Raw genomic sequence first — 25,892 nt, 5'->3', positions numbered from 1 at the left:
GTCAGTGCGTCCGTTCCGCGGGGATCACGGCGCCGGGGTTGAGTATGCCCGACGGATCGAGCTCCCTCTTGATGGCGGCGAGGATGCGGACCCCGGTCTCCCCGATCTCCTGACCGAGCCACGGCGCATGGTCCCGCCCGACCGCGTGGTGATGGCTGATCGTTCCCCCTGCGGTGATGATCGCATCGTTCACACGCGCTTTCACGGGCTCCCACGAACGGAGCATGTCGGTGCGCACTCCCGCGAGGACCGTGAAGTACAGCGACGCCCCGGTCGGGTAGATGTGCGAGACGTGGCACATGACGTACGACTTGGCGCCGATGTCTGCGAAGCCCTCCTTGAGCGCCGCCTCGACCGTCGAGCGCAGCGCCTGCAGGTTCGACCACGTCGTCGCGGTCTCCAATGTCTCGCAGAAGACACCGGCGTCGAGAAGTGAATCGCGCAGATAAGGTCCGTCGAACCGGGTCCTGAGCCAGTCCTCTGCCGGGCCTTCCCCCGAGGAGGTCCCGCCCGCCGCGGCGAGGTGAGCACCGGCATGAGCCCGTCGTTCCGCGATGTCCTCGCCTTCGTACACCGTGACCACGCTGGCGCCCTTGGCCAGTGCTTTGCCGATCCGCCCGACCTGGGCGAGGCTGACAGCCGTCTCCGCTTCGTCGGACAGCCGGATGACGGTCGGACCGCCGCTCAGCTGAGCGACACGACGAAGCCCCTCGGCTCCACTGGCGAAGTCCGGAAACGACCAGGCCTCGAACACCCTCGCGCGCGGGATCGGGTGGACGCGCACCCGCACCTCGGTGATCACGCCGAAGATGCCCTCGGAGCCGAGGAACACTCGAATCAGGTCGGGCCCTGCGGCAGAGCCCGGCGACCGCCCGAGCTCGATGTCGCCGGTCGGGGTGGCCACTCTGATCCCGGTCACCATCGTGTCGAAGCGCCCGTTCCCCGCAGAGTTCTGCCCCGAAGACCGAGCCGCCGCGAATCCGCCGATCGTGGCATAGCGGAAGCTCTGCGGAAAATGACCGAGCTCGAACCCGCGCGCGGAAAGCAGCGCCTCCGCCTCCGGCCCCGTCGTGCCGGCCGCGAGCACGGCCTCACCACTGGTCTCATCGAGCCGCACCATGCCGCTCAGCCGCCGCAGATCGAGGCTGACCACGGCGTGATGCGCGCCCCGTTCAGGATCGAGTGCGCCGACGACGCTCGTCCCGCCACCGAAGGGGATGACGGCGACACCTTGCGCCGCCGCGGCATCGAGACACGCACGGACCTCGTCGTGGTCGGCGGGGCGGACGACGGCGTCCGGTGCGTCCTGTCGTGCCTCGCGTCGGCGAAGCAGGTCGGGCGTCGAGCGCCCGCCCGCGTGACGGACACGGGCCTCCGGTGTGTCGTCGACGTTCTCGAGGCCGACGGCGAGGACGAACGCCGCGCGGTCTTCCGCTGTCAGACGCGACGGGCGCAGCTGCACCTCCGAGAGTTCGACGGCCGGAGCGGGCGTGCGGACGCGACCCAACAGCATCGGCAGCAGAGCACGCACCGGAAGAGGCAGCCCCTTCGCCTTGGCCGGGTCGCCCCAGCCGTTCCATCTCATCAGCGAGTCCGCATCGACCCTGCCGTTCTCTTGGCCCATGCGTTACAGTGTGACACATCATGGAAGAACGTCAACCTCTCTGGGATGCCACGCAGACGAAGATCCTCGATGCGGCCGATGCGCTGATCGAGAGGCGCGGCGTGCACGGCGTCACCGTCGCGGAGCTCGCCCGGCGCGCAGAGCTGAGTCGGCCGACGATCTACCGCAACTGGAACGACGCCGATGACGTCGTCCGTGCAGCACTGCTGCGCCGTGTGACCACCATCCTGAGCGCCTTCCCCGCGACTGCGGCCACCAGGCCCGCCCTCGTCGATGACGTGCTGCGCTTCATCGGCCTGTTCCGGAGCGACGCCCTGTATGCGAGGCTGCTGGCCGACGAGCCGGAAGCGTTCACGCGATACACGCTGCAGCGCGTGGGTTCGAGCCAGCGCATGATCCTCGGGTGGCTGTCCGCAGCGATCGGAACCGCACAGCGCGAAGGATCGGTGCGCGACGGTGCACCGCAGGAGATGGCCGTCATGCTGCTGCTCATCGCGCAGTCCGCGGTGCTCTCCCACGGGACCGTCTCCGATCTGATCTCGGAGGCGGCATGGGAGCGCGAACTGCGGGCCGCGCTGGACGGACTGCTGCGCCCATGATCAGGGAGCCATCCGCGCTCAATGTCGCGCGACGGAGGACGGAGCTCACGCTCGCAGCCGAGGAGCGGGTCGACGTGCTCGTGATCGGCGGCGGCATCACGGGCGTGGGAGTCGCACTCGATGCTGCCTCTCGCGGACTCACCGTGACGCTGATCGAAGCCGAGGATCTGGCTTTCGGCACCAGCAGATTCAGCTCGAAGCTCGTGCACGGCGGCCTGCGCTACCTCGCCACCGGAGACTTCGCGACCGCGCGGGAGAGCGCGCACGAACGCCATCTCCTGATGACCTCGATCGCCCCTCACCTCATCCACCCCCTCGGACAGCTCCTGCCGTTCTCGCAGACTGTCACACTCCGGCAGCGTGTCGCAGGCACCGTGGGCATGGGGCTGGGCGATGTGCTGCGGATGCGCGCACACACCCCGCGCCGGGTCCTCCCCGCCCCTGCCGTGGTCTCCGCGCGCACGGCCATGCGGTTGATGCCAGCCCTCGACCAGCGGGGCCTCCGCGGAGGGATGCTGGCCTATGACGGTCAGCTCGTCGATGATGCGCGCCTCGTCACGACGGTGGCCCGCACCGCAGCGGCCCTCGGCGCCCGCATCCTCACCAGGGTCCGTGCCCTCTCCCTGCGCGCAGATGGGGCCTCGGTCGAGGAGGCGACGACGGGCGAGCGTTTCGAGATCCGTGCACGTGCGGTCGTCAACGCGACGGGAGTGTGGGCGGGAGCACTCGATCCGTCGATCACGGTGCGACCGAGTCGAGGGACCCACATCGTGCTCGACGCCGCCGACATCGGCGCTCCGTCGACGGCACTGACGATCCCTCACGAAGGGTCGATCAGCCGATACGTCTTCGCTCTGCCACAGGCACACGGACGACTGATCGTCGGACTCACCGACGAAGACTCACCCGGCGCGGTCCCGCGGGTCGCTCAGCCGACGGAGACCGAGATCGAGTTCCTCCTCCACAGCCTCAACCGCGTTCTCGCCACCGCGGTCCGACGCGATCAGGTTCGTGGCGCCTTCGCCGGCCTGCGGCCGCTTGTCGACAGTGGAACCGACTCGACAGCCGACATCTCCCGTCGGCACCTGGTGGCGGCATCGGAGTCGGGCTTCATCTCGGTGCTCGGCGGGAAGCTGACGACCTATCGACGCATGGCCGAGGATGCCGTCGATCTCGCCGTCACGACGCGGAGTCTGCCGTCGTCGCGACAGAGTCGCACCGCGTCGTTGCGGCTCGCGGATCGTGACGTCCCCTCATCGGACGAGCTGCTGGACGAGGCGACGGCCCTGACCGCGGCAGAAGTCGAGTACGCCGTCCGCGTGGAGGGGGCGATGACGGTCGACGATGTCCTCGACCGGCGCACGCGCATCGGACTCGTCGACGCGGATAGAGCCCGCTGTCGCCCAGTGGTCGAGTCCGTCGTGGCCCGCGCGGTCTCCGCGCTTCTCTGAGACCGGATCACGGCGCGGCCGGAGCCATCGCGTATCCGCCGCACAGCCGGGCAGGGAACGTGCGGGGAACACCGCATGAAATCACGGCGAGCAGGCCGCCCGACGACACGTCGGCACTCGGCGAACCTGCACAGTGGTGACATGGACATGCTCTTCACGATGCTGGGCGGAAAGGGGATGTCGGGCCTGCTGAAGACCGGAACGGCCATCCTGACCACTCTCCTGGTGCTCCCCGCTCTCCTCAAGCTCTTCATCGTCACCGTCGACGAGGGCTGGGCGGCCATCCGAACCCGCAACGGCAAACCCATCATCCGCAACCGCCCTCAACGGCGTCCGTCCCAGCGCGGTGGCGCGGTGGGCGAAGTCGTCGTGCTGAGCCCGGGCTCACACGGGGCGTTCCCCCTGTTCTACTGGTACAAACTCGTCGACGTGCGGTGCCGCGCAACGGATCTGCCTGCGCGGGAGCTGAGCGGTGCGAGCGGTCATCAGCATCGCGTGCACGCCTCGTTCGAGTGGCGTCCCCTACCGACGGGGCACGATCTGCGCGTCTTCGAGTTGGATGTGGTGAACGTGAAGGAACGCGCCTCGAACATCGTCGGCGCGGCGCTGCGAGATGTGGTCCGCAGCCTCGAAGGAGCAGAGCTGCCGCACAACGACGAGATCAACACCCGGGTCATCGCGGCCAGTGCCGACGAGGTTCGCCGCGCCTGCGGCGTCGAGCTGGTGCGCGTGATGGTCACCGGCGACGCGCTCACCGACGGCTACCTGCTGTCGACCGCACTCCGAGAGGTGGATCGCGGAGCCCAGGCCGTCGCGGCACTGCATGCCCTGAACTGATCTCCCCCGGCACCACCGCCGGTGCGGGCACTCTGCTGGAGCGGGAAAACCCTGGGACGGGTCTCAGTGCCTCTCGTGCAGGGGAAGGTCGATCGTCCCGGTCTCGCCCGCGTGACGCGCCTTGGGGATGCGGGTCCCGAGCACCTGCGAAACGATGTCCTGCGCGATCTTGGGCGCGGTGAGCCCCGCATCGGCGAGAATCTGATCGCGGGAGGCGTGATCGATGAACTCGTCGGGAAGACCCAGCTCGTCCACCGCCGTGTCGATCCCCGCCTCTCGAAGAACCTGCCGGACACGGGTGCCGATTCCTCCCACGCGGATCCCGTCTTCGATGGTGATCACGAGGCGATGGTGAGCCGAGAGCTCCACGATCGACGGCTGCACAGGGATGGCCCATCGCGGATCGATGACGGTGGCGCCGATGCCCTGCGCGCGAAGCCGGTCGGCGACATCGAGCGCCAGTTCCGCGAAGGGGCCGATGGCGACGATGAGCACGTCCTCCGTCTCGCCGCGGGCGAGTACATCGACACCGTCGCTGAGCCGCTCGATGGCCTGGAGGTCGGCGGCGACCTCGCCCTTGGGGAAGCGGATGACCGTCGGTGCGTCCTCGACGTCGACCGCCTCTCGGAGGGCTTCGGTCAGTCGGGCGCCGTCGCGGGGCGCGGCGATGCGGATGTGCGGGACGATCTGCAGCATGGCGAGGTCCCACATGCCGTGATGGCTCGGCCCGTCGGGGCCGGTCACACCGGCGCGATCGAGGACGAAGGTGACTCCGGCGCGGTGCAGCGCCACGTCCATCAGCACCTGGTCGAAGGCACGCCCCATGAAGGTGGCGTACAGGGCGACGACGGGGTGCAGTCCCCCGTAGGCCAGTCCCGCGGCGGAAGCCACGGCATGCTGCTCAGCGATTCCCACGTCGTAGACGCGGTCGGGGAAGCGCTCGGCGAACGGCGCGAGGCCCGTCGGTCGCAGCATCGCAGCAGTCATGGCGATCACATCGTTGCGCTGCTCACCCACGGAGACCAGAGCGTCGGAGAAGACGTCGGTCCACCCACGACCGCCCGACGACAGGGTCTCCCCGGTCGTCGGATCGATCTTGCCGACGGCGTGGAACTGGTCGGCCTCGTCGTCGCGGGCCGGCTGATAGCCGCGGCCCTTCTCGGTGATCGTGTGCACGATGACGGGGGCACCGTACGACTTCGCCAGCTCCAGCGTCTCGAGCAGCGCGGGGAGGTCATGCCCGTCGACGGGGCCGAGGTACTTGATGTCGAGGTTCGAGTACAGCGCCTCGTTGTTCGTGAACCGCGAGAGGAACCCGTGGGTACCGCCGCGAACACCGCGGAACACGGCACGGCCGACGGGACCGAAAGCACGGAAGAGGCGGTCGGAGCGCTGATGCAGGTCTTTGTAGGCCGCTGCCGTACGCACCCGGTTGAGGTAGCGCGACATGCCGCCGATCGTCGGCGCGTAGGAACGTCCGTTGTCGTTGACGACGATGACCAGGTTGCGGTCATTGTCATCGGAGATGTTGTTCAACGCCTCCCAGGTCATTCCACCGGTCAGCGCGCCGTCGCCGACCACCGCGACCACATGCCTGTCGGCGCGGCCGGTCGCCGTGAGCGCCCGGGAGATACCGTCGGCCCAGCTGAGCGAGCTGGAGGCGTGCGACGACTCCACCACGTCATGGGCGCTCTCCCCGCGCTGCGGGTACCCCGCGAGTCCGCCGCGCAAGCGCAGGCCGGAGAAGTCCTGGCGGCCCGTGAGCAGCTTGTGCACGTAGGACTGATGCCCGGTGTCGAAGATGAAGGGGTCGTCCGGAGACGAGAACACGCGATGCAGGGCGATCGTCAGCTCGACGACGCCGAGGTTGGGGCCCAGATGGCCACCGGTACGGGACACGTTCTCGACCAGGAACTCGCGGATCTCCGCGGCGAGTTCCGCCAGCTGCTCGGTCGAGAGGGCATCCAGATCGCGGGGTCCAGAGATGCTCGGAAGAATGGGCATCTGCGCCTCCTCACAGGCTTCGTCAAAGACGCCCGACACGGGTGCGGGCGTCGTCCTGATCCTACCGCCCCGGGCCGGGAAAGCTCCGAGGATGGAGGCCCCCTTGACACGACGGAGGGGCCCGTGTCCGAAGACACGAGCCCCTCCGTTACGCGATCAACCAGCGTGCGATCAGACGAGCGAACGCAGCACGTACTGCAGGATGCCGCCGTTGCGGTAGTAGTCAGCCTCACCGGGGGTGTCGATGCGCACGACCGCGTCGAACTCGACCGGCTGCTTGCCCTCGGGCGAGTGCTCGCTCGGGGTGGCCGTGACCTTCACCGTCTTCGGCGTGACGCCGTTGTTGAGCTCTTCCAGGCCGGAGATCGAGACGATCTCGGTCCCGTCGAGGCCCAGCGACTCCCAGCTCTCGCCGGCGGGGAACTGCAGCGGCACGACTCCCATGCCGATCAGGTTCGACCGGTGGATGCGCTCGAAGCTCTCCGTGATGACGGCCTTGACGCCGAGCAGGCTCGTGCCCTTGGCCGCCCAGTCACGCGACGAACCGGAACCGTACTCCTTGCCGCCGAAGATGACGAGCGGCGTGCCCTGCGCCTGGTAGTTCATGCTCGCGTCGTAGATGTACGACTGCGGGCCGCCCGGCTGCGTGAAGTCGCGCGTGTAGCCACCCTCGACGACCTGCCCGTCGTTCACGGCGGAGACCATGAGGTTCTTGAGACGGATGTTCGCGAACGTTCCGCGGATCATCACCTCGTGGTTTCCGCGGCGCGAGCCGAAGGAGTTGAAATCCTTGCGGTCGACGCCGTGCTCCGTCAGGTACTGGGCCGCGGGCGTCCCCGGCTTGATGTTTCCGGCCGGCGAGATGTGGTCGGTGGTCACCGAGTCGCCGAGCGTCGCCATCACGCGAGCACCTTCGATGTCCTTCACCGGGGTGAGCTCCATCGTCATGCCGTCGAAGTACGGTGCCTTGCGGACGTAGGTCGAGTTCTCGTCCCACTGGAACGTGTCGTCATCCGGCGTCGGCAGGTTGCGCCAGCGCTCGTCGCCGTCGAACACCGTGGCGTACTGCTTGATGAACTGGTCGCGCGAGATCGACGAGTCGACGATCTCCTGCACCTCGTCTGGCGTCGGCCAGATGTCCTTCAGGAAGACGTCTTCGCCGTCGCTGCCCTTGCCGAGGGCGTCGTTGTCGAAGTCGAAGTGCATCGACCCCGCCAGCGCGTAGGCGATGACCAGCGGCGGGCTGGCGAGGTAGTTCATCTTCACGTCGGGGCTGATGCGACCCTCGAAGTTGCGGTTGCCCGAGAGGACGGCCGTGACGGCGAGGTCGTGCGAGTTGATGGCCTCGGAGACCTCTTCGATCAGCGGTCCGGAGTTTCCGATGCAGATGGTGCAGCCGTAGCCGACCGTGTAGAAGCCGAGACCCTCGAGGTCCTTGTCGAGACCGGACTTCTCGTAGTAGTCGGTGACGACCTTGGAGCCGGGGCCGAGCGTGGTCTTGACCCACGGCTTCTGCTTGAGCCCCTTCTCGAGCGCCTTGCGTGCGACGAGACCGGCGGCGATCATGACCGACGGGTTCGACGTGTTGGTGCACGACGTGATGGCAGCCAGGGTGACGGCGCCGTTGTCGAGGATGTACTTCTCCCCGTCGGGTGTGGTCACGGGGACGGGCTTCGAGGCGTTGGCCGGCGCGCCGCTGTTGATGTGCACCGGACGCGTGGTGGTGGGCTCCTCCTCGCCGGGAACCGAACCGGGGTCAGATGCCGGGAAGGAGTGCTTCGACTCGAGGTCGACGACCGAGTCCGAGGTCGATGCGGTCGCGTACGCCAGGATGTCCTGCTCGAACTGCGACTTCGCCTCCGAGAGGAGGATGCGGTCCTGCGGGCGCTTCGGGCCGGCGATCGACGGCACGACGGTGCCGAGGTCGAGCTCGAGGTACTCGCTGAAGGTGGGCTCGTGCGATGCGTCGTGCCAGAGCTTCTGCTCCTTGGCGTAGGCCTCGACGAGTGCGACGGCCTCGTCGCTGCGGCCGGTCAGGCGCAGGTAGTCGAGGGTGACGTCGTCGATCGGGAAGATCGCCGCCGTGGAACCGAACTCCGGTGACATGTTGCCGATGGTGGCGCGGTTGGCCAGCGGCACGGATGCCACGCCCTCGCCGTAGAACTCGACGAACTTGCCGACGACGCCGTGCTTGCGCAGCAGGTCGGTGATCGTGAGCACGACATCGGTCGCCGTGACACCGGCGGGGATCTCACCGGAGAGCTTGAAGCCGACCACGCGAGGGATGAGCATCGACACGGGCTGACCGAGCATGGCAGCCTCGGCCTCGATGCCACCGACGCCCCAGCCGAGCACGCCCAGACCGTTGACCATCGTGGTGTGCGAGTCGGTGCCGACGCAGGTGTCGGGGTAGGCGCGGAGCACGCCGTCGACGTCGCGGTCGTAGATGACCTTCGCGAGGTGCTCGATGTTCACCTGGTGCACGATGCCGGTCCCGGGCGGGACGACCTTGAAGTCGCTGAAGGCGGTCTGGCCCCAGCGCAGGAACTGGTAGCGCTCACCGTTGCGCTCGTACTCGATCTCGACGTTGCGCTCGAGTGCGTTCTCGGAGCCGAACAGGTCGGCGATGACCGAGTGGTCGATGACCATCTCGGCCGGCGAGAGCGGATTGATCTTGTTGGCGTCGCCGCCCAGAGCCGTCACGGCCTCGCGCATGGTGGCGAGGTCGACGATGCACGGGACACCGGTGAAGTCCTGCATGACCACGCGCGCCGGCGTGAACTGGATCTCGGTGTTGGGCTCAGCCGCTGCGTCCCAGGACCCCAGCGCCTCGATCTGCGCCTTCGTCACATTCGCGCCGTCCTCGGTGCGGAGCAGGTTCTCCAGGAGGACCTTGAGACTGAAGGGGAGTTTCTCGAAACCGGGCACCGTGTCGATGCGGAAGATCTCATAGTCGGTGCTGCCGACTGTCAGGGTGCTCTTGGCACCGAAGCTGTTCACCGTGGACACGAATCCGTCTCCTTCTATTCGGATGGGAGCGACAGGCGCCTCCATCTTGCTCGCCAGTGAGCCCCTGCGGCTAGCAAGGGGGACCTAACCAGTCTGCTCCGGGAAGCGCACCGGCGAAAGCCTGCGATTTATCTTGATGTCAAGATAAATCTATCACGCCTCGGGGGCATCCTCGCGCGCAGGCTCGCGGGGGTGGAGCGCCCGTACGACCAGCCAGGTCACGGCGATGAGCGGTGCGAACAACGGCAACCCCATGATGAGCTTGAGCGTCCCGAGTGCCGTGACGTCGCCGGCGAGATACAGGGGCAGCTGGACGGCGAGGCGCGCGAAGAACAGCGAGGCCCAGGCGATCCCGAGCCAGAAGTACGCACGTCGCTTGCGGCGGTCGGTGCGCCAGGTGGTGCCCTCCCCCATCAGGAATCCGACCGCGAGGCCGATCAGCGACCATCCGATCAGTGCGGAGATCAGGATGACCGATCCGTAGACCGCGTTCGTGATGAGTCCTGGCACGAAGTTGTCCGCGCCGCGTCCGGTCCACAGCGCGAGCGCCGCGGCGGCCACAGCCGCGATGAGACCGCCCAGCGCGGCGGAGGGCGGCGACTTCTGCACCAGTCGGACGAGGGTGAACACCGCTGCCAGGCCGACCGACACCCCCAACGACAGGATCAGCGGCTCCGGGCGGATGGTGAAGAGGATGACGAAAGCGAGGCTCGGCAGCACGGACTCGAGGATGCCGCGCCATCCCCCCATCGCCGTCCAGACCACCTTGTGGGTGCTGGAGCCCTCAGCGGGATCGAGACCGGCACGACGCGCGGCACCGCCGAGCGCCGCCCCGAGGATCTCGGAGGTGCTCTTCTCGCGTTCGGCGTCGGGCTCGGGAGCGCTCACGCGGAACCCGGAGTCGCCGGCATCTTGAGCGGGATCAGGTCGCGCGGGGGCATCGGCGAACCGCCGCGGACGACGACGATCGAGCGGAAGAGGTCCTCGACCTTCTCGGCGGCTTCGGGGTCAGACGCTCCTGCGCCACCGATCACACCGCGCAGGAACCAGCGCGGGCCGTCGATGCCGATGAAACGCGCGAGACGCAGCCCTGATCCCTCCGCCGCCGTGGCAGGAACCTCGGCGAGGAGCTCCTTGCCCAGTGGGCCTTCGCGCTCCTCGACGCGACCGCCCTGAGCTTTGACCTGGTCGCGGAGCTGCACTCGGGTCTCGTCCCACAGTCCGCCGGAGCGCGGCGCCGCGAACGGCTGCACCTGCAGCGAGGAGTCGGCGTAGTCCAGGCCGACCGCGACGATGCGCTTCGACTGCTCCTCAACTTCGAGGCGCAGATTCAGACCTTCGCGCGGCAGGATCTTGATGCCGCCGAGATCGATGTACGGACGGACCGGGTTTGCCTCGGAGTCATCGAAGGGCCCGTCGGTGGCACGGTTCAACGGTGCCGACTTCGAAGGGGTCTCGTTGTTGTCAGTCATTGGCTCGTCCTGCTTCGCTCTGGTGGGTCGCTGCCTGGTATCCGGTGGAGCCGAATCCACCGGCACCACGGACGCTGTCCGGCAGCACGTCGACCGGGATGAACGTGGCGCGCGTGACCGGCATGATGATCAGCTGCGCGATACGATCGCCGACCGCCACATCGTACGCGCTCTTGGTATCCGTGTTGATCAGACTCACCTTGATCTCGCCGCGATAGCCGGCGTCCACCGTTCCGGGAGAGTTCACGATCGAGATGCCGTGCTTCGCCGCCAGGCCGCTGCGCGGTACGACGAATGCCGCATACCCGTCGGGTAGGGCGATGCTCACCCCCGTCGGCACGAGAGCGCGCTCCCCCGGCTCCAGGTGCACCGCCTCGGCGGCGACGAGATCGGCTCCGGCGTCTCCCGGATGCGCATACCCGGGCAGCACTGCAGCGATAATGGGGACATCAACGGAATCGGTCACCCCATGAGGCTAATGCAGAACCCCGTCACAGACTCACGTCCCCGCTACCGCGAGAGGCTCTCGCCGAGCCTCTGGCTGCTCGTGACCGTCGCGGTCGCCGGCCCCATGGTCTCGCTCGTCTTCGTGCCGATCGGCTCGACCGTCGCGCTCGTCGTCGGTGCGGCAGTATCGGCCCTGCTCGTGCTCGGTGTCATCGCCGCCACACCGGTCGTCTCGGTCGTCGGCTCCACCCTGCATGCAGGTCGCGCGCACATCGACACGAAGCACCTCGGAGCACCCACTGCACTGACGGGCGAGGAAGCCCGTCATGCCCGCGGCCCCGGTCTCCCGGCGCGCGGGTGGCACCTGATCCGCGGCGGCATCGACGGCATCGTCGTCGTGCCGAACCTCGACCAGGACGACCCCGTGGACGCATGGACGATCTCGACGCGGACGCCCGACCGGCTCGTCGCCGCGATCCGCGCTTCCCAGACCTGACACGCTCACCCAACGACAGCGCGCCCCTGACCGAGACGGTCGGGGGCGCGTGATACGTCGCTCGAAGGACTGCTTACGCAGCGCACTCCTTGCAGATGGGCCCGGATGCGCCCTCGTGGTCGAGCTGCGAGCGGTGCTTCACGAGGAAGCAGCTCATGCATGTGAACTCGTCCTGCTGCGCGGGCAGCACGACGACATCGAGCTCGAGATCGGAGAGGTCGGCACCCGGGAGGTCGAAGCTCGACGGGTTGTCGGAGTCTTCGTCCCCGCTTGAGCCGGAGTTCTTGTCCGGCACACGCTCCTTGAGGGCTTCGATCGACTCGGAGTCGTCTTCGCTCTTTCGGGGGGCGTCGTAATCGGTTGCCATGCGGTAGATCTCCACTTTCATGGTGCGAGTGGGTGGTGCGCCGTCGGGTATTCGGCGGCCATAGTTTGCACGACCGGACGACATAACGCAAATGCTCGTCCGTGCGACAGAGGAAACTCACGGCACGCCCACGCTATTCCCGTCCGCGACCCCTCACGCGTGACACCATGAACGGACACCCATCAGAGGGGCATTCGCATGGAAAACGTCACCATCGTCGGCACAGAAGCAGGAGTCCTCGTACTCGCGACCGAGTCGGGCGAGCGGTTCGCGCTGCCCATCGACGACATGCTGCAGCGCGAGATCCGCCGCGCCACCCGTCAGAGCGAGCCGACGGCCCAGAAGCTCGCTGCGAGCCCGCGCGACATCCAGGCCCAGATCCGCGCCGGGCTCACCGCACCCGAGGTCGCGGAGCTGCTCGGCATCAGCGTCGACGACGTGGCCCGATTCGAAGGACCCGTCCTCGCCGAGCGCGAGCACGTGATCGGACAGGCCCTCGCCGTGCCCGTCCTGATCGGCAGCGAGGTCGAGCCCGACGCGCAGCCGACCTTCGGTGTGGCCGTCCGCGCCAAGCTCGCCGAGATCGAAGCCACCTCCGAACGCTGGGCGAGCTGGAAGGAGGACTCCGGTTGGACCATCAAGCTCGAGTTCACCGCCAACGAGGTCGATCACGACGCCCGCTGGAGCTTCGATCCTCGCCGCAGCGCGCTCTCACCGCTGAACGCCGACGCGACACAGCTCTCTCGGCAGGGCTCGCTCCCCGAGGGTCTCATCCCCCGCCTCCGAGCGGTCGACGCCGAGCGGACCTCGCCGTACAAGGACGAGAGTCGCTTCGACTCCGGCGCGTTCGGACCGCGGCTGGTACCCGCACCCGAAGCGGACGTGGAAGACCCCTCGCTCCCGGCCCGCTCCGACGCGGCAGCGCAGGACGCGGCGATCAAGCGCGCTCCCGCCGCGCAGACCACGAGTCCGGAGACGGCGGACCTCCTCGAGGCTCTACGCCGACGCCGCGGACAGCGGGAGACCGCGCCGCTGCTCGACGACGTGGAGGACACGGATCGATCGGACCAGAGTCCGATCGCACTGTTCGAGGCCCTGGAGCAGCCGGATGAAGAACCGGAGCCCCCGCAGCCCGCGCCGCAGAACAGCAGCACGGACACCGGCGACTCCACGGGACGCCGCCGTCGCCGGAACGCGATGCCGTCGTGGGACGAGATCGTCTTCGGCGCACGCACCGATGAGTGAGACGCGACTCGTCTGAGCCCCACCCGCGGCGGGGATGAGAGGCTGCGTCAGCGCTCGAACGCGCCGAGCCGGATCACCGGAACCTGTCTCTCCTCCGGTGTGAGCGCGCCGTGCTGGCCCACCATCCCGCGACTGCGCTGGTCGGCCGCCGTACCGTCGTAGAGAGCCCAGGCACCGCGAGCGATCGCGAGCAGGTCGCCGACGCGCGATGCGGCGGCATCTGTGACCTTCGGTCCGAAGAGGCCGTGACGTATCGCCTCCTCGCGGGTGAGCACGTCGGCCACCCCCTCCAGGTCGGCGCGCCATCTCGACGTCACCGCCGCGCGGTCCGCGTCGGGCTCCAGGTACGCGTGCAGCATGCGCGGTTCGCCGCCGATGTGGCGAATCCCCGCGACGTGCTCCTCGGCCAGGACGACCTGACGGTTCGGCGCCACATCGACCATCCCGTGATCCGAGGTGACCACGACGCCCACGCCCGCCGGGACACGTGCAGACAGCGCCGCGTCGACGTCCTCCAGCGCGGCGACCCACTCCGGGGAGGCGATGCCGTGCTTGTGACCTGCCTTGTCCACCTCCGGCAGGTAACAGTAGACGAGCGACCCCGGGTGCTCGCGAGCGAGCTCATATGCGGCTTCGACCCGCGAGGCCGCGGTCGTCGCGGGAACGAACTCGGCACCGCGCAGAGTGGCTCTGGTGAAGCCGCTGTGCGCGTACCCGGCGAACCCGACGGCGAAACTCTCGTGTCCGTCGCGGGCCGCTCGCTCGAAGATCGTCGGGGCCGACTGCCAGGTGAGCGGATCGATCCCGTCGGTCTCCCAGCCGCTGAGCTGGTTGACGAGCACATCGCGGTCGGGATCGAGCACGCGGTAACCGACGAGCCCGTGCTCCCCCGGCCATACACCCGTGACGATGCTCGTGAGCGCCGCCGCCGTGGTGGAGGGGAACAACGAGTGGGCGACGTCCTTCTTCGCCATCCCCGCGGTCAGGGAGCGCGCGTGTCCGGCATGGCCACGCAGGCTGATCGCCCCGAGCCCATCGATCACCACGAGCACGACCGAGTCCGCGCGCGGCAGAACCTCGGATTCGCCTCGGAGGGCGGCGAACAGGTCGCCCGCCACCCCGACGACACTCCGGGCGCTGGGCGCCGCGGACGGTAGCATGAAGGACATCCGAGCCAGTCTGACACAGGCTCCCGTATGCCCCCAGGAAGTCCATGCCGAAAACTCCGCCGCCCGAGCCCGTCGAGGAGCGCATCCAGGACATCGACCTCTCCAGCGAGATGCAGGGTTCGTTCCTCGAATACGCGTACTCGGTGATCTACTCGCGTGCCCTGCCCGATGCGCGCGACGGGCTGAAGCCCGTGCAGCGCCGCATCCTGTACCAGATGGCCGAGATGGGCCTGCGTCCGGACCGCGGCCACGTCAAGAGTGCGCGCGTCGTCGGCGAGGTCATGGGAAAGCTGCACCCCCACGGCGACTCGGCGATCTATGACGCGCTCGTGCGGCTCGCGCAGGAGTGGGCGCTGCGTGTGCCCCTGGTCGACGGGCACGGCAACTTCGGCTCCCTCGACGATGGGCCCGCTGCAGCCCGATACACCGAGGCACGACTCGCCGCCGCCGCGCTGGCCCTCACCGAGAACCTCGACGAGGACGTCGTCGACTTCATCCCGAACTACGACGGTCAGTTCCAGCAGCCTGCCGTACTGCCGGCCGCCTTCCCCAACCTGCTGGTCAACGGCGCGAGTGGGATCGCCGTCGGCATGGCGACCAACATGGCGCCGCACAACCTCATCGAAGTGGTCGCGGCGGCCACTCACCTCCTCGAGAATCCGGATGCGACCACCGAGGAGCTGATGGAGTTCGTCCCCGGACCTGACTTCCCCTCCGGCGGGATCCTGATGGGACTCGACGGTGTCAAGGACGCGTACACGAACGGACGCGGCGCCCTCAAGGTGCGAGGCAAGACCTCCATCGAGCCGCTCGGCCCGCGGCGTACCGGCATCATCGTGTCCGAGCTGCCGTACATGGTGGGACCCGAGCGCCTGCTGGAGAAGATCCGGGATGCGGTGCAGTCGAAGAAGCTTCAGGGCATCAGCGACGTCACCGACCTCACCGACCGCAACCACGGACTGCGCGTCGCGATCGGCATCAAGACCGGCTTCGACCCGAACGCCGTGCTCGAGCAGCTCTACCGGTTGACGCCGCTGGAGGACTCGTTCAGCATCAACAACGTCGCCCTGGTCGATGGCCAGCCGCGCACGCTGGGCCTCAAGGAGATGCTGAGCGTCTACGTCGGTCACCGTCTCGAGGTCATCACCCGCCGCAGCCGATACCGTCTGAAGCGGCGCGAGGAGCGTCTGCACCTGGTGGAGGGTCTGCTCATCGCGATCCTCGACATCGACGAGGTCATCCAGGTCATCCGCTCCTCCGATGACTCGGAGCAGGCCCGCACGCGGCTGCGCTCCGTCTTCGATCTGAGCGAGCTCCAGGCGGAGTACATCCTCGAGTTGCGCCTGCGCCGTCTGACCAAGTTCTCGCGTATCGAGCTGGAGTCCGAACGCGATGCGTTGCTGGCGGAGATCGCCGCACTGCGGGAACTGCTCGACAGCCCGAGCCTGCTCCGCGCCGCGGTCGCCAAGGAGCTCGACGCCGCAGCCGATGCCTACGGAACACCGCGGCGCACACTCCTGATGAACGCGGCTCCGCCCAAGCCCCGAGCGACCAAGGGTGCGGTCGATCTGCAGATCGCCGATGCGCCCACCGTGCTCGTGCTCTCGACCACGGGACGTACCGTCCGCGTCGACCTCGGCGAGGGCCAGGAGCTCACCGTCCCTGCACGTCGCAGCAAGCACGATGCGATCCTGACCACCGTCGAGACCACCGTCCGCGCCGAGATCGGGGCTCTGACCAACCTCGGTCGCGTCGTCCGCTTCTCCCCCGTCGACCTCCCGTCCGTGCCGGCGACGTCGGTGCAGCTCGCCGCCGGTACTCCCCTGCGCGACTACCTCGGCATCACGACCAAGGGCGAGCGCGTTCTGGGTTTCGTGCGTTTCGACAGCGAGACTCCGATCGCGCTCGGCACCGCGCAGGGCACGGTCAAGCGCATCGTCCCTTCCAGCCTCCCCGTGCGTCCTGACCTCGAGGTCATCGGCCTGAAACCGGGCGATTCGGTGGTCGGGGCGGCAGAGGCGCTGGAGGACGCGGAGCTGGTGTTCGTCACGACCGACGCGCAGCTGCTGCACTTCCCGGCTTCCGCTGTGCGCCCGCAAGGCGCCCCGGCGGGCGGAATGGCCGGGGTCAAGCTCGGCTCCGGCGCATCAGTGCTCTTCTTCGGCGTCGTCGATCCGGCCGCGGAATCCGTCGTCGCCACGGTATCCGGAGGCGACAGCGCTCTTCCCGGCACAGAGCCCGGGCGCGCCAAGGTGTCGTCCTTCGCGGAGTATCCAGCCAAGGGGCGTGCCACCGGAGGCGTCCGCGCCCATGCGTTCCTGAAGGGTGAGGACCGACTGACGGTCGCATGGGTCGGACCCAACCCGCCGCTCGCCGTCGATCCGACAGGCGCGGTCCGCAAGCTTCCGGAGAACGGAGCACGCCGCGACGCGTCCGGCCAGCCCGTCGAAGGTGTCATCGGCAGTATCGGCCGCACACTGGTCTGAGCACAGGCGAGCGGTCCGACCGCGTGAGAGCGAAAGGAAGCCGGCCCGGTCTGCACCGGGCCGGCTTTCTTTCGTCTGACGTCTCAGGCGTCGATCGACTCGCGCGACAATCGGTCGGAGGAGTCGATGATGAACTCGCGGCGCGGAGCCACCTCGTTCCCCATGAGGAGCTCGAACACGCGCCCGGCGGCTTCCGCGTCCTCCATCCGCACGCGACGCAGCAGACGACCCGACCTGTCCATGGTGGTGTTCGCCAGCTGCTCGGCGTCCATCTCTCCGAGGCCCTTGTAGCGCTGGATCGGCTCGTGCCAGCGCTTGCCCGCCTTGCGGAGCTTCGCCAACAACGCGTGCATCTCCTGCTCGCTGTACGTGTAGATCGTCTCGTTTGGTTTCGACCCCGGATTGATCACGATGATCCGGTGCAGAGGCGGCACGGCGGCGAACACGCGACCATGCTCGATCAACGGCCGCATGTAGCGGAAGAACAGGGTCAGCAGCAGGGTGCGGATGTGCGCGCCGTCGACATCGGCGTCGCTCATGAGGATGATCTTGCCGTAGCGGGCTGCGTCGATGTCGAACGTCCGACCGGAGCCTGCACCGATCACCTGGATGATCGACGCGCACTCGGTGTTCGAGAGCATGTCGCCCACGGATGCCTTCTGCACGTTGAGGATCTTGCCCCGGATGGGCAGCAGCGCCTGGAACTCGCTGTTGCGCGCGTTCTTCGCGGTGCCGAGGGCCGAGTCGCCCTCCACGATGAAGAGCTCGCTGCGTTCGACGTCGTTCGTGCGGCAGTCGACGAGCTTCGTCGGAAGAGTCGAGGACTCGAGCGCGTTCTTACGGCGCTGGGTCTCCTTGTGCGCGCGCGCCGAGACGCGGGCCTTCATCTCCGAGACGACCTTGTCGAGCAGCTGCGACGCCTGGATCTTGTCGTCGCGCTTGGTCGAGCCGAAGCGCTCAGCCAGGTCCTTACGGAGCACCTGAGCCACGATCTGCCGCACGGCGGGGGTTCCGAGGATCTCCTTCGTCTGACCCTCGAACTGCGGTTCGGGCACGTTCACCGTGAGGACGGCCGTCAGCCCGGCGAGCACATCGTCCTTCTCGAGCTTGTCGTTGCCGACCTTCAGACGTCGGGCGTTCTGCTCCACCTGCGCGCGGAGCACCTTGAGCAGCTCCTGCTCGAAGCCCTGCTGGTGCGTGCCGCCCTTCGGCGTGGAGATGATGTTGACGAACGAGCGGATCTTGGTGTCGTAACCGGTCCCCCACCGCAGCGCGATGTCGACGGCGCACACCCGCTCCACCTCGGTCGCGACCATGTGCCCGTCCGGCTGCAGGACGGGCACGGTCTCCTTGAACGTGCCCTCTCCCTGAATGCGCCAGTTGTCCGTGATCGGCGGGTCGATCGCGAGGTAGTCGACGAATTCGGAGATTCCGCCCTCGTACAGGTAGGAGGTCTCGGTGGGTCCGAGAGTGGTCGTCTCGCCATCGGAGTCGGGCACGGGGACGACCTGACCCGCCGCACGCTCGTCCTTGACGAGGATCTCCAGGCCAGGCACCAGGAAGGCTGTCTGTCGGGCCCGGGTCTCGAGCTCGGAGAGCTGGAACGCCGCGTCCTTGGTGAAGATCTGACGGTCGGCCCAGTAGCGGACACGGGTACCGGTCACGCCCCGGGGAGCTTTGCCGATCACGCGCAACTCGCTGTTCTCCTGGAAAGGAGTGAACGGCGCATCCGGCCGCTTCTCACCGGAATCGGCGAAGATGCCGGGCTCCCCGCGGTGGAAGGACATCGCATAAGTCTTGCCGCCACGGTCGACCTCGACGTCGAGGCGCTCGGAGAGAGCATTCACCACGGAGGCGCCGACGCCGTGCAGGCCGCCGGAGGCGGCGTACGACCCACCTCCGAACTTCCCGCCTGCGTGCAGCTTGGTGTAAACGACCTCGACGCCGGTCAGGCCGGTGCGCGGTTCCACGTCGACCGGGATACCACGTCCGCGGTCGTGGACCTCGACGCTGCCATCGGCGTGCAGGATGATGTCGATCTTGGTCCCGTTGCCCGCGACCGCCTCGTCGACCGAGTTGTCGATGATCTCCCACATGCAGTGCATGAGGCCGGGCGACCCGTTCGACCCGATGTACATCCCGGGCCGCTTGCGGACGGCTTCGAGGCCTTCAAGCACCTGGAGATGATGGGCGGAGTACTCGGCATTCACAATCTCCGAGTCTAATCTCGCGAGCTGCCTCTCCTCCGCAGACACTCCCCGCGCGAAGCCAGTCGGGAAACCACGCGTACGCGCTGAGCGAAACACGCCGCAAACCGGGCATGCGTACAGGTGGCGCGTGGTTGTATTGACCAAATCGCTCAGCGAAGCCGACACCCGAGGAGGCACCGAGATGAATGCAACGACCGAACGTGACACCTCCATTGTCGAGTTCCGTCTGACCGCCATGGATCGCTGTGATTCGTGCGGCGCTCAGGCGTACATCGCCGCTGAGGTCAACGGATCCGAGCTCCTGTTCTGCGCCCACCACGGCCGCAAGTACGAAGAGAAGCTCCGCAGCATCGCCACCAGCTGGCATGACGAGACCGCGCGTCTCATCGAGACGGTCTGAGCGCTCCGCTGATCCCGGTCTGTTGACCGCGGTCCGCTGATCCGGTCGGCGGGCACGAGATCAGCCGATGACGGTCAGTCGGCGACGACTCTTCGCACACGCGGTGTGAGCCGGGTGAGGATCTCTTCTCCCACGGTGTCTATCCGCTCGGCGAGGGTCGTCGCCGACGCTTCTCCCTGCGCGCCTGCGCCGAAGACGACGACCTCCGCACCCACCTCAGCGCCGCGCCATCCGTCGACTATCGATGAGGTGTCGCCGATGGAGACGAGAGTCCTGGCTCCTTCCGGTGTCCCGACCAGGCTCCCCGAGAGCGTGGAGGGAAGCCCGTCGAAGCTGCCGAGGCTGATCGTCACACGATCCCCGTCGACCGCGGACACCTTTGCGACGAGGCTCGCCGCTGGGCGGACTCCCTCGAGCTCCGGCCCCTCTGCCGACCGGATGCCGTAGCAGAACGCGCCGATGCGCGAGACCGTTCCGCGCAGTTCGGGACGCCACCACGATGCCGCGGATGCGGTCAAGTGCAGTGCCGCGGGGACCGATCCGGTCTCGCCCACGATACGCACCGCATCGAGGAAAGCGGCTTGCGCGATGTCATCTTCCTCGTCGCTCGCTTCCGCGATGTGGCTCCACACGCCTTCGAGTTCGAGCGCACCGGCCCGCTCGGCCCGTCTCGCTTCGTCGACGGCCGATGCCCAGTCCTCCGGCAGGATGCCGTTGCGGTGCAGACCCGTGTCGATCTTCAGGTGCACGCGCGCCGTCGTTCCGAGCGCCTCGGCCCGCGCGATGATCCGTCTGAGGTAGTCGGTGGTCCCGACACCGAGATCGAGGCGCTGCATCAGCGCATCGTCTATCTCCGAGTCCGTCGACGTCGCCCAGGCGAAGATCCTGGCGTCGCCGCCTGCGAGTCTGCGGACGGAGAGTCCGGTGCGGATGTCATAGCTGCCGAACCAGTCGATCCCGGCATCCACCGCAGCCCTCACCGCCCAGGAGAGGCCGTGCGCGTACGCGTCGTCCTTGACCACGAGCATCAGCGCGGACGGGGCCACACGGTCACGCACTGCCTCGATGTTCGCGCGAAAGATACTGCTGCTCAGGCGGAGCTCGGGGCGGCTCACGCTTCCCACCCCCTCACGGCGTGGGCGCCGGCGACGGCGACCAGCTCAGCTGCAGTCATCCCGGTGATGTCCGCCCAACGTGTGACTCCGGATGCGGCCGGACCGGTGCCTCCGAAGTAGGTGACCTCGCTGTCGACATCGATGTCTGCGCCCTGGAGGTCTACGACGCACACGTCCATGGCGACGCGCCCCACGATGGGCATCGACGTCTCCCGGATCTCCACGGTCGCGTGATTGCCGAGTGCGCGCACGATGCCCTGAGCGTAGCCGCCCGTCACGAGTGCGACAGTGGTCTCCTTCTCCGCTCGATACGTGTAGCCGTAAGAGACGGCATCCCCTGGCCGGAGCCGCTTGGTGGACAGCACCCGCCCTGCCAGCCGCATCACCGGCCGAGCCGCGAGCTGACCCTTCTCATCGGGGAGACCGTAGAGGAGGTTGGGGTCGATGTCGGGGTCACCGGTGGTGACGCCACGGATGCCCTCGAGCTGCAGTGCCTCGACCTCGCCCTGCGCGTCGACGAGGACGCGTTCCGCACCGGCGGCGGTCACGACCTGGGCGACGGCGAGGACGCCGTGTCCCCAGGCATCGCGCCTGAGGTCGGCGACCGTTCCACCGGCAGACACCGCTGCCGAGGCTCCCGCGGCCAGTGCCGCGCGGGAGATCATGGCTCGTGGCAGGGAGCTGGAAGTCGTCTCACACACGCCCTCCAGCCTAGCTTCCGGCTCCCAGGTCGACCTCGCCTGCCCCCGTAGACTGGAGGGGACCCCGACCCTGGAGCCTCATGTCTCGACTTTCCCTCGCGCCCCGCATCCGCTATCTGATGGGACGTGCCCGCCGCATCGACGTCGGATCGGTGGTGGAACGCGCCAAGGAGGCCTCCGCTCAGCACCACAGAGCCGTGCCGGCGATCGTCGTCGACATGCTCTGGTCGGCTGCCCGTCACAACGTCGGTTTCCAGGACTACATCGACTACGACTTCGCCATGCTCACGAAGGCCGAGCGCGACACGTACATGACCCATCCGGTCTCGAACCAGCTCTCGCAGCGCTACGATCACCCCGACTACCGCTGGATCTTCCAGGACAAGGTCGAGTTCGACAAGCAGTTCTCTCCGTTCCTGAAGCGCGAGTGGATGGTGGTCGAGGAGGGGAACGCCGAGGCCGTGCGCGAACTCACCCAGCGTCTCGGCACGATCGTCACGAAGGAGCCGGTGGGACAGGCCGGCACCGGAGTGCATCGCTATCACGCCGCCGAGATCGAGGACTGGGACGAGTTCCACCGCGGGTTGCTGGCTCGAGGCGAGCTCCTCATCGAGGAGGTCATCCGTCAGCACGATGCACTGGCGGCCGTCTGCCCCGGCACGGTGAACACCACCCGCATCACCGCGTTCTTCGACGGCGAGAAGGCTCACATCCTCGCCATGGCTCAGAAGTTCGGCCGCGGCGCCGTGAGCGACCAGATGACGTTCGGCGGGTTCTACACCATGCTCGACGAGAACGGCCACGCGGTCGGCGCCGGTTACGACTCCCACGGCCACGTCCATGAGACGCACCCAGACTCGGGCTTCCGCATCGCCGACTTCCAGCTGCCCTACATGGACGAGGTACGCGCCTTCATCGACCAGGTCGCCCGGGTCGTGCCTCAGGTGCAGTACGTCGGCTGGGACATCGTCGTCTCCCCCGACGGGCCGGTCCTCGTCGAGGGCAACTGGGGCGCGGGAGTCTACGAGAACAAGCCCAGCGTGACCGGCATCCGCACCGGCCACAAGCCCCGCTACCGCGAGGTCATCGGCTTCTGAGACGCGTAGAGACGAGAATGCCCCCGGAGAGATCCGGGGGCATTCTTCGTGGAGGGCTCAGACTTCGCGGACGATGCCGAGCGGCGTCGACTCCAGCCCCTGACCGAGCGGGTTGTCGCCGAGGATCCTGACGAGACGCTGCTCGCCCGCCTTGTCGAGAGTCGAGCCGAGGATGTTCCCGCCGAGGTCGTTGATGTCCACGACGGCGACCTCTGTCTGACCGCCGATGAGCGCCTTCAGACGAGCCGCCACGCCATCGGGATCCTTGGGGCCGAGCACCACGGCCTCGTTGTATGGAGGAATGGTGTGCTTGGTCGGACCGTCGATCGCCCGTGCCTTGTCGCCGGCGATGCGGTAGAAGTCGCCGCGACGGCCGAAAGCCTTGGTCACGGCTGCGACCGCGGAGGCGAACAGGATGCGCGGAGTACCGCACTCCCGCAAGGCCATCTCCATCGTCTCCGGCATGCCGAGACCGATGCCGTAGGGCGTGCGAGTGACGTACTTCGAGAGGAAGAGCGCGAGCTTCCGGGGCTTGATCTCGTCGAGGCGGTAGGACCGCCCCTGCGTGATGGCCACGATCTTCTCGGTCACGAAGAGGAGGTCGCCCGGCTGGACGGCATCCTTCGCGTACTCGCTGATGATCGCGTCCAGGTCATCCTGGGGCATGACCACGCGGGTGCGCAGCGGGATGCGCGCATAGCTCTTGCCGTCGACACTCGCCTCGAGGGCCTTGCCGTCGTTCGCCTGGCTCATTCGAGGTAGTCCCGCAGGGACTGCGAGCGGCTCGGGTGACGCAGCTTGGCCATCGTCTTCGACTCGATCTGGCGGATGCGCTCACGCGTCACGCCGAACGTGTCACCGATCTGGTCGAGCGTCTTCGGCTGACCGTCGCCCAGTCCGAAGCGCATCCGGATCACTCCGGCTTCGCGCTCGGAGAGCGAGTCGAGGAGCTGCTCGAGCTGACGCTGCAGCATCGTGAAGCCCACGGCGTCGGCGGGGACCACGGCCTCGGTGTCCTCGATGAGGTCACCGAACTCGCTGTCGCCGTCTTCGCCGAGCGGGGTGTGCAGTGAGATCGGCTCCCGGCCGTACTTCTGCACCTCCACGACCTTCTCCGGGGTCATGTCGAGCTCGCGGCTCAGCTCTTCCGGAGTGGGCTCGCGACCGAGATCCTGCAGCATCTGCCGCTGCACGCGGGCGAGCTTGTTGATGACCTCGACCATGTGCACCGGGATGCGGATCGTGCGGGCCTGGTCGGCCATGGCACGGGTGATCGCCTGACGGATCCACCAGGTGGCGTAGGTCGAGAACTTGAAGCCCTTGGTGTAGTCGAACTTCTCGACGGCGCGGATGAGACCGAGGTTGCCCTCCTGGATCAGATCCAGGAACTGCATACCGCGACCGGTGTAGCGCTTGGCGAGGGAGACGACGAGACGGAGGTTCGCGCCGAGCAGGTGGCTCTTCGCGCGCTGGCCGTCGCGGGCGACCCACTGCAGGTCAAGACCGAGCTGGCTCGTCTTCTCGGCCGGGGTCATCGCCGACAGCTTCTCCTCGGCGAAGAGACCTGCCTCGATGCGCATCGCGAGCTCGACCTCTTCGGCCGCGTTCAGCAGTGCGACCTTTCCGATCTGCTTCAGGTAGTCCTTGACCGGGTCGGCCGTCGCTCCCGTGATCTGCGTCGAGTAGACCGGGACCTCTTCGTCGTCCTTGGACGAGATGACGATCGCGCCGGTCGGCAGCGGCTCGGTGAAGGCCGGCTTCGCATCCTCGTCTTCGTCCTCCTCGACAGCAGCAGCTGCGGGAGACTCGTCTTCTTCGACGACGTCCTCGGACTTCTTCTTCTTGACGGGGGCGCGCTTCGCGGCAGCACGCTTCGCCGCGCTCAGGGGCGCGGGCTTCTCGGGCGCATCGGTCTCGACCGGAGCGTCGGCGGTCGTCTCTTCGGCAGCCTTCTTCGTCCGGGTGTTCTTCGTCGTGGCAGGAGTCACGTTTCGCCTTTCACGGAGCTGCTGTGTAGCCCCGGGACATTTCGGACACTAGTAAGACCCTTGTCAAGTCCAGTGCTCGAAAACACTGATTGACAACGGGTCAGAGTCCTAGTATCGCACACGTGTGGCGATGCGGACGCATTCCGGCGAACTTCGCGCGAATCCCGCTGCGCGCCACCTCAGCCGCGGCCCGGCTTGTCTTCGTCGCCGGACGGCCGAGAGGCCAGGTAACGCTCCAACTCGGCCGCGAGCTCATCGGCGCTCGGGAGGTCCCTTTCGCTGAAACCTCCCTCGTCGTAGGAGTCGTCGTCGGGGTTGCGCCCCGCCATGTAGGCGTCGTACCGGCGCTCGAGGTTGTGGACCATCTGCTGCAGCTCGTCGTTCCCGGAGACCTGCTCATCGACGCGTGCCAGATAGTCCTCGCGGCGCTCCAGGACGGAATCCAGGATGAGGACGAGTCCCGTCGACGCCATCAGACGCTCCGCTGCCGCGATGACGGCATCGGGGTTCTCCGTCTCCGCGAGGTAATGCGGCACGAGCAGGACGAAGCCCACCGAGGCATCCCCACGCTCGACGAATCGGAACTCGAGGAGGTGACCGGCAGTCGCAGGCACCTGCGTGCGCGGACGCCATACGGAGTGCGCCACGGTCAGGTCACGCCGATTCCCGCTGACCGTCGTGCCGATCGGACGCGTGTGCGGAACGGGCATCGCGATCGAGTGCACCCAGTGCAGTCCCGAGACCTCGAACTCCGCCGCGAGGGCGAGCACCGTGCTCGCGAAACGATTCCATGCGAAATCCGGCTCGTATCCGGCGAGCAGCAGGAACGGACGACCGAGTGCGTCCGTCGCGAGCGACAGTTCGAGCCTCGGCGGCTTGAACTCGGTCAGGTGGTCCTGGTCGAAGGAGATCACAGGGCGGCGCGCCCGATAGTCGAGCAGTGCGTCGTTGTCGAACACGACGACGGGCTCAGGGGATGCCGTCTCCCGAAGGTGATCGATCAAGCCGGAGACGGCGCTTCCCGCGTCCGTGAAACCGGTCAGAAGCAGCACCAACGGCAGGCCGTGCGGCACTGTCGGCGCATTCGCGACGCGTTCGTGGATCTCACCGGAGAAGGGCATGTGTCCATGCTACGAGCAGCCGCCTACCCCGGGGCGCGGCGCATCATGCTGAGA

Annotated in this window: 22 protein-coding genes; 8 read left to right on the top strand and 14 right to left on the bottom strand. The window is 67.7% G+C overall.

What is annotated here, in order from left to right; genetic code table 11:
* Position 1 precedes the first annotated feature (1 nt).
* The gene (locus tag ABRP18_RS08245) at positions 2-1,624 is read right to left on the bottom strand and encodes an FAD-binding oxidoreductase (RefSeq protein WP_349884477.1); all 1,623 of its coding nucleotides are present in this window, start codon (positions 1,622-1,624) and stop codon (positions 2-4) included.
* A 20-nt stretch (positions 1,625-1,644) separates the two neighbouring features.
* Here ABRP18_RS08245 and ABRP18_RS08240 point away from each other — a divergent pair, with 20 nt between their 5' ends.
* From ABRP18_RS08240 to ABRP18_RS08230, 3 genes are all read left to right on the top strand, one after another.
* Positions 1,645-2,223 (top strand): TetR/AcrR family transcriptional regulator, encoded by a 579-nt coding sequence (locus ABRP18_RS08240; protein ID WP_058631757.1) that lies wholly within the window; start codon positions 1,645-1,647, stop codon positions 2,221-2,223.
* Positions 2,220-3,674 carry a glycerol-3-phosphate dehydrogenase/oxidase gene (locus tag ABRP18_RS08235; protein ID WP_349884476.1) on the top strand — a complete coding sequence of 485 codons (1,455 nt, stop codon included), beginning with the start codon at positions 2,220-2,222 and terminating at the stop codon, positions 3,672-3,674. Before ABRP18_RS08240 ends, ABRP18_RS08235 begins: the two co-directional genes overlap by 4 nt.
* A gap of 141 nt (positions 3,675-3,815) precedes the next feature.
* Complete coding sequence (locus tag ABRP18_RS08230) at positions 3,816-4,511, top strand: SPFH domain-containing protein (RefSeq protein WP_349884475.1); 696 nt, start codon at positions 3,816-3,818, stop codon at positions 4,509-4,511.
* A 63-nt stretch (positions 4,512-4,574) separates the two neighbouring features.
* On the opposite strand, the gene dxs is transcribed toward ABRP18_RS08230, so the two are convergent.
* The 5 genes from dxs to dut all read right to left on the bottom strand — a co-directional run bounded on the left by dxs (position 4,575) and on the right by dut (position 11,462).
* Positions 4,575-6,515 carry a 1-deoxy-D-xylulose-5-phosphate synthase gene (dxs, locus tag ABRP18_RS08225; protein ID WP_349884474.1) on the bottom strand — a complete coding sequence of 647 codons (1,941 nt, stop codon included), beginning with the start codon at positions 6,513-6,515 and terminating at the stop codon, positions 4,575-4,577.
* A 171-nt stretch (positions 6,516-6,686) separates the two neighbouring features.
* Positions 6,687-9,524, bottom strand: coding sequence for an aconitate hydratase (locus ABRP18_RS08220; RefSeq protein ID WP_046747210.1), 2,838 nt, complete (start codon positions 9,522-9,524; stop codon positions 6,687-6,689).
* Between the two features lie 153 nt (positions 9,525-9,677).
* Entirely contained in the window at positions 9,678-10,412 is a 735-nt protein-coding gene (locus tag ABRP18_RS08215) for a DUF3159 domain-containing protein (protein ID WP_058631761.1), read from the bottom strand.
* On the bottom strand, positions 10,409-10,996 hold the full coding sequence (locus tag ABRP18_RS08210) for a DUF3710 domain-containing protein (RefSeq protein WP_045264797.1): 588 nt from the start codon (positions 10,994-10,996) through the stop codon (positions 10,409-10,411). Before ABRP18_RS08210 ends, ABRP18_RS08215 begins: the two co-directional genes overlap by 4 nt.
* Positions 10,989-11,462 carry a dUTP diphosphatase gene (gene dut / locus ABRP18_RS08205; protein WP_046747212.1) on the bottom strand — a complete coding sequence of 158 codons (474 nt, stop codon included), beginning with the start codon at positions 11,460-11,462 and terminating at the stop codon, positions 10,989-10,991. Before dut ends, ABRP18_RS08210 begins: the two co-directional genes overlap by 8 nt.
* 12 nt (positions 11,463-11,474) lie before the next feature.
* Here dut and ABRP18_RS08200 point away from each other — a divergent pair, with 12 nt between their 5' ends.
* Entirely contained in the window at positions 11,475-11,939 is a 465-nt protein-coding gene (locus ABRP18_RS08200; protein ID WP_058631762.1) for a DUF3093 domain-containing protein, read from the top strand.
* Positions 11,940-12,012: 73 nt separating this feature from the next.
* Here ABRP18_RS08200 and ABRP18_RS08195 read toward each other — a convergent pair whose 3' ends face one another.
* The gene (locus ABRP18_RS08195; protein WP_046747247.1) at positions 12,013-12,306 is read right to left on the bottom strand and encodes a DUF4193 domain-containing protein; all 294 of its coding nucleotides are present in this window, start codon (positions 12,304-12,306) and stop codon (positions 12,013-12,015) included.
* Between the two features lie 198 nt (positions 12,307-12,504).
* Here ABRP18_RS08195 and sepH point away from each other — a divergent pair, with 198 nt between their 5' ends.
* Positions 12,505-13,551, top strand: a complete 1,047-nt coding sequence (gene sepH, locus ABRP18_RS08190; protein ID WP_349884473.1) for a septation protein SepH — start codon at positions 12,505-12,507, stop codon at positions 13,549-13,551.
* 47 nt (positions 13,552-13,598) lie between these two features.
* On the opposite strand, the gene ABRP18_RS08185 is transcribed toward sepH, so the two are convergent.
* Positions 13,599-14,720 (bottom strand): nucleotide pyrophosphatase/phosphodiesterase family protein, encoded by a 1,122-nt coding sequence (locus ABRP18_RS08185; RefSeq protein WP_349884472.1) that lies wholly within the window; start codon positions 14,718-14,720, stop codon positions 13,599-13,601.
* Positions 14,721-14,764: 44 nt separating this feature from the next.
* Between ABRP18_RS08185 and ABRP18_RS08180 the strand changes: the two genes are divergently transcribed.
* Positions 14,765-17,206, top strand: a complete 2,442-nt coding sequence (locus ABRP18_RS08180; RefSeq protein WP_349884471.1) for a DNA topoisomerase IV subunit A — start codon at positions 14,765-14,767, stop codon at positions 17,204-17,206.
* Between the two features lie 83 nt (positions 17,207-17,289).
* Here the strand turns inward: ABRP18_RS08180 and ABRP18_RS08175 are convergent, their stop codons facing one another.
* Positions 17,290-19,416 (bottom strand): type IIA DNA topoisomerase subunit B, encoded by a 2,127-nt coding sequence (locus ABRP18_RS08175; protein WP_082682603.1) that lies wholly within the window; start codon positions 19,414-19,416, stop codon positions 17,290-17,292.
* A gap of 181 nt (positions 19,417-19,597) precedes the next feature.
* Here ABRP18_RS08175 and ABRP18_RS08170 point away from each other — a divergent pair, with 181 nt between their 5' ends.
* Positions 19,598-19,816 carry a hypothetical protein gene (locus ABRP18_RS08170; protein WP_045264803.1) on the top strand — a complete coding sequence of 73 codons (219 nt, stop codon included), beginning with the start codon at positions 19,598-19,600 and terminating at the stop codon, positions 19,814-19,816.
* Between the two features lie 74 nt (positions 19,817-19,890).
* On the opposite strand, the gene ABRP18_RS08165 is transcribed toward ABRP18_RS08170, so the two are convergent.
* A complete protein-coding gene (locus tag ABRP18_RS08165) occupies positions 19,891-20,931 on the bottom strand; it encodes an alanine racemase (RefSeq protein ID WP_349884470.1) in 1,041 nt (346 codons plus the stop codon).
* Positions 20,928-21,632 carry an alanine racemase gene (locus ABRP18_RS08160; RefSeq protein WP_231728735.1) on the bottom strand — a complete coding sequence of 235 codons (705 nt, stop codon included), beginning with the start codon at positions 21,630-21,632 and terminating at the stop codon, positions 20,928-20,930. The genes ABRP18_RS08165 and ABRP18_RS08160 overlap by 4 nt, the downstream gene beginning before the upstream one ends.
* Positions 21,633-21,712: 80 nt before the next feature.
* Here ABRP18_RS08160 and ABRP18_RS08155 point away from each other — a divergent pair, with 80 nt between their 5' ends.
* Positions 21,713-22,729 (top strand): sugar-transfer associated ATP-grasp domain-containing protein, encoded by a 1,017-nt coding sequence (locus tag ABRP18_RS08155; RefSeq protein WP_058631767.1) that lies wholly within the window; start codon positions 21,713-21,715, stop codon positions 22,727-22,729.
* Positions 22,730-22,786: 57 nt separating this feature from the next.
* Here ABRP18_RS08155 and ABRP18_RS08150 read toward each other — a convergent pair whose 3' ends face one another.
* The 3 genes from ABRP18_RS08150 to ABRP18_RS08140 form a co-directional block, all read right to left on the bottom strand.
* Positions 22,787-23,482, bottom strand: a complete 696-nt coding sequence (locus ABRP18_RS08150) for a coenzyme F420-0:L-glutamate ligase (RefSeq protein WP_349884469.1) — start codon at positions 23,480-23,482, stop codon at positions 22,787-22,789.
* Positions 23,479-24,717: an RNA polymerase sigma factor gene (locus ABRP18_RS08145; protein ID WP_046747222.1), complete on the bottom strand. Its 1,239-nt coding sequence runs from the start codon at positions 24,715-24,717 to the stop codon at positions 23,479-23,481. The genes ABRP18_RS08150 and ABRP18_RS08145 overlap by 4 nt, the downstream gene beginning before the upstream one ends.
* 179 nt (positions 24,718-24,896) lie before the next feature.
* Positions 24,897-25,838, bottom strand: coding sequence for a proteasome assembly chaperone family protein (locus ABRP18_RS08140; protein ID WP_046747223.1), 942 nt, complete (start codon positions 25,836-25,838; stop codon positions 24,897-24,899).
* Positions 25,839-25,892 lie beyond the last annotated feature (54 nt).

The organism is Microbacterium sp. WHRI 7836 (genome assembly GCF_040223885.2).
GTDB classification, from domain to species: domain Bacteria; phylum Actinomycetota; class Actinomycetes; order Actinomycetales; family Microbacteriaceae; genus Microbacterium; species Microbacterium oxydans.
Note: the sequence above shows the minus strand (reverse complement) of the source record. Positions and strands in the feature narration are given on the sequence as shown.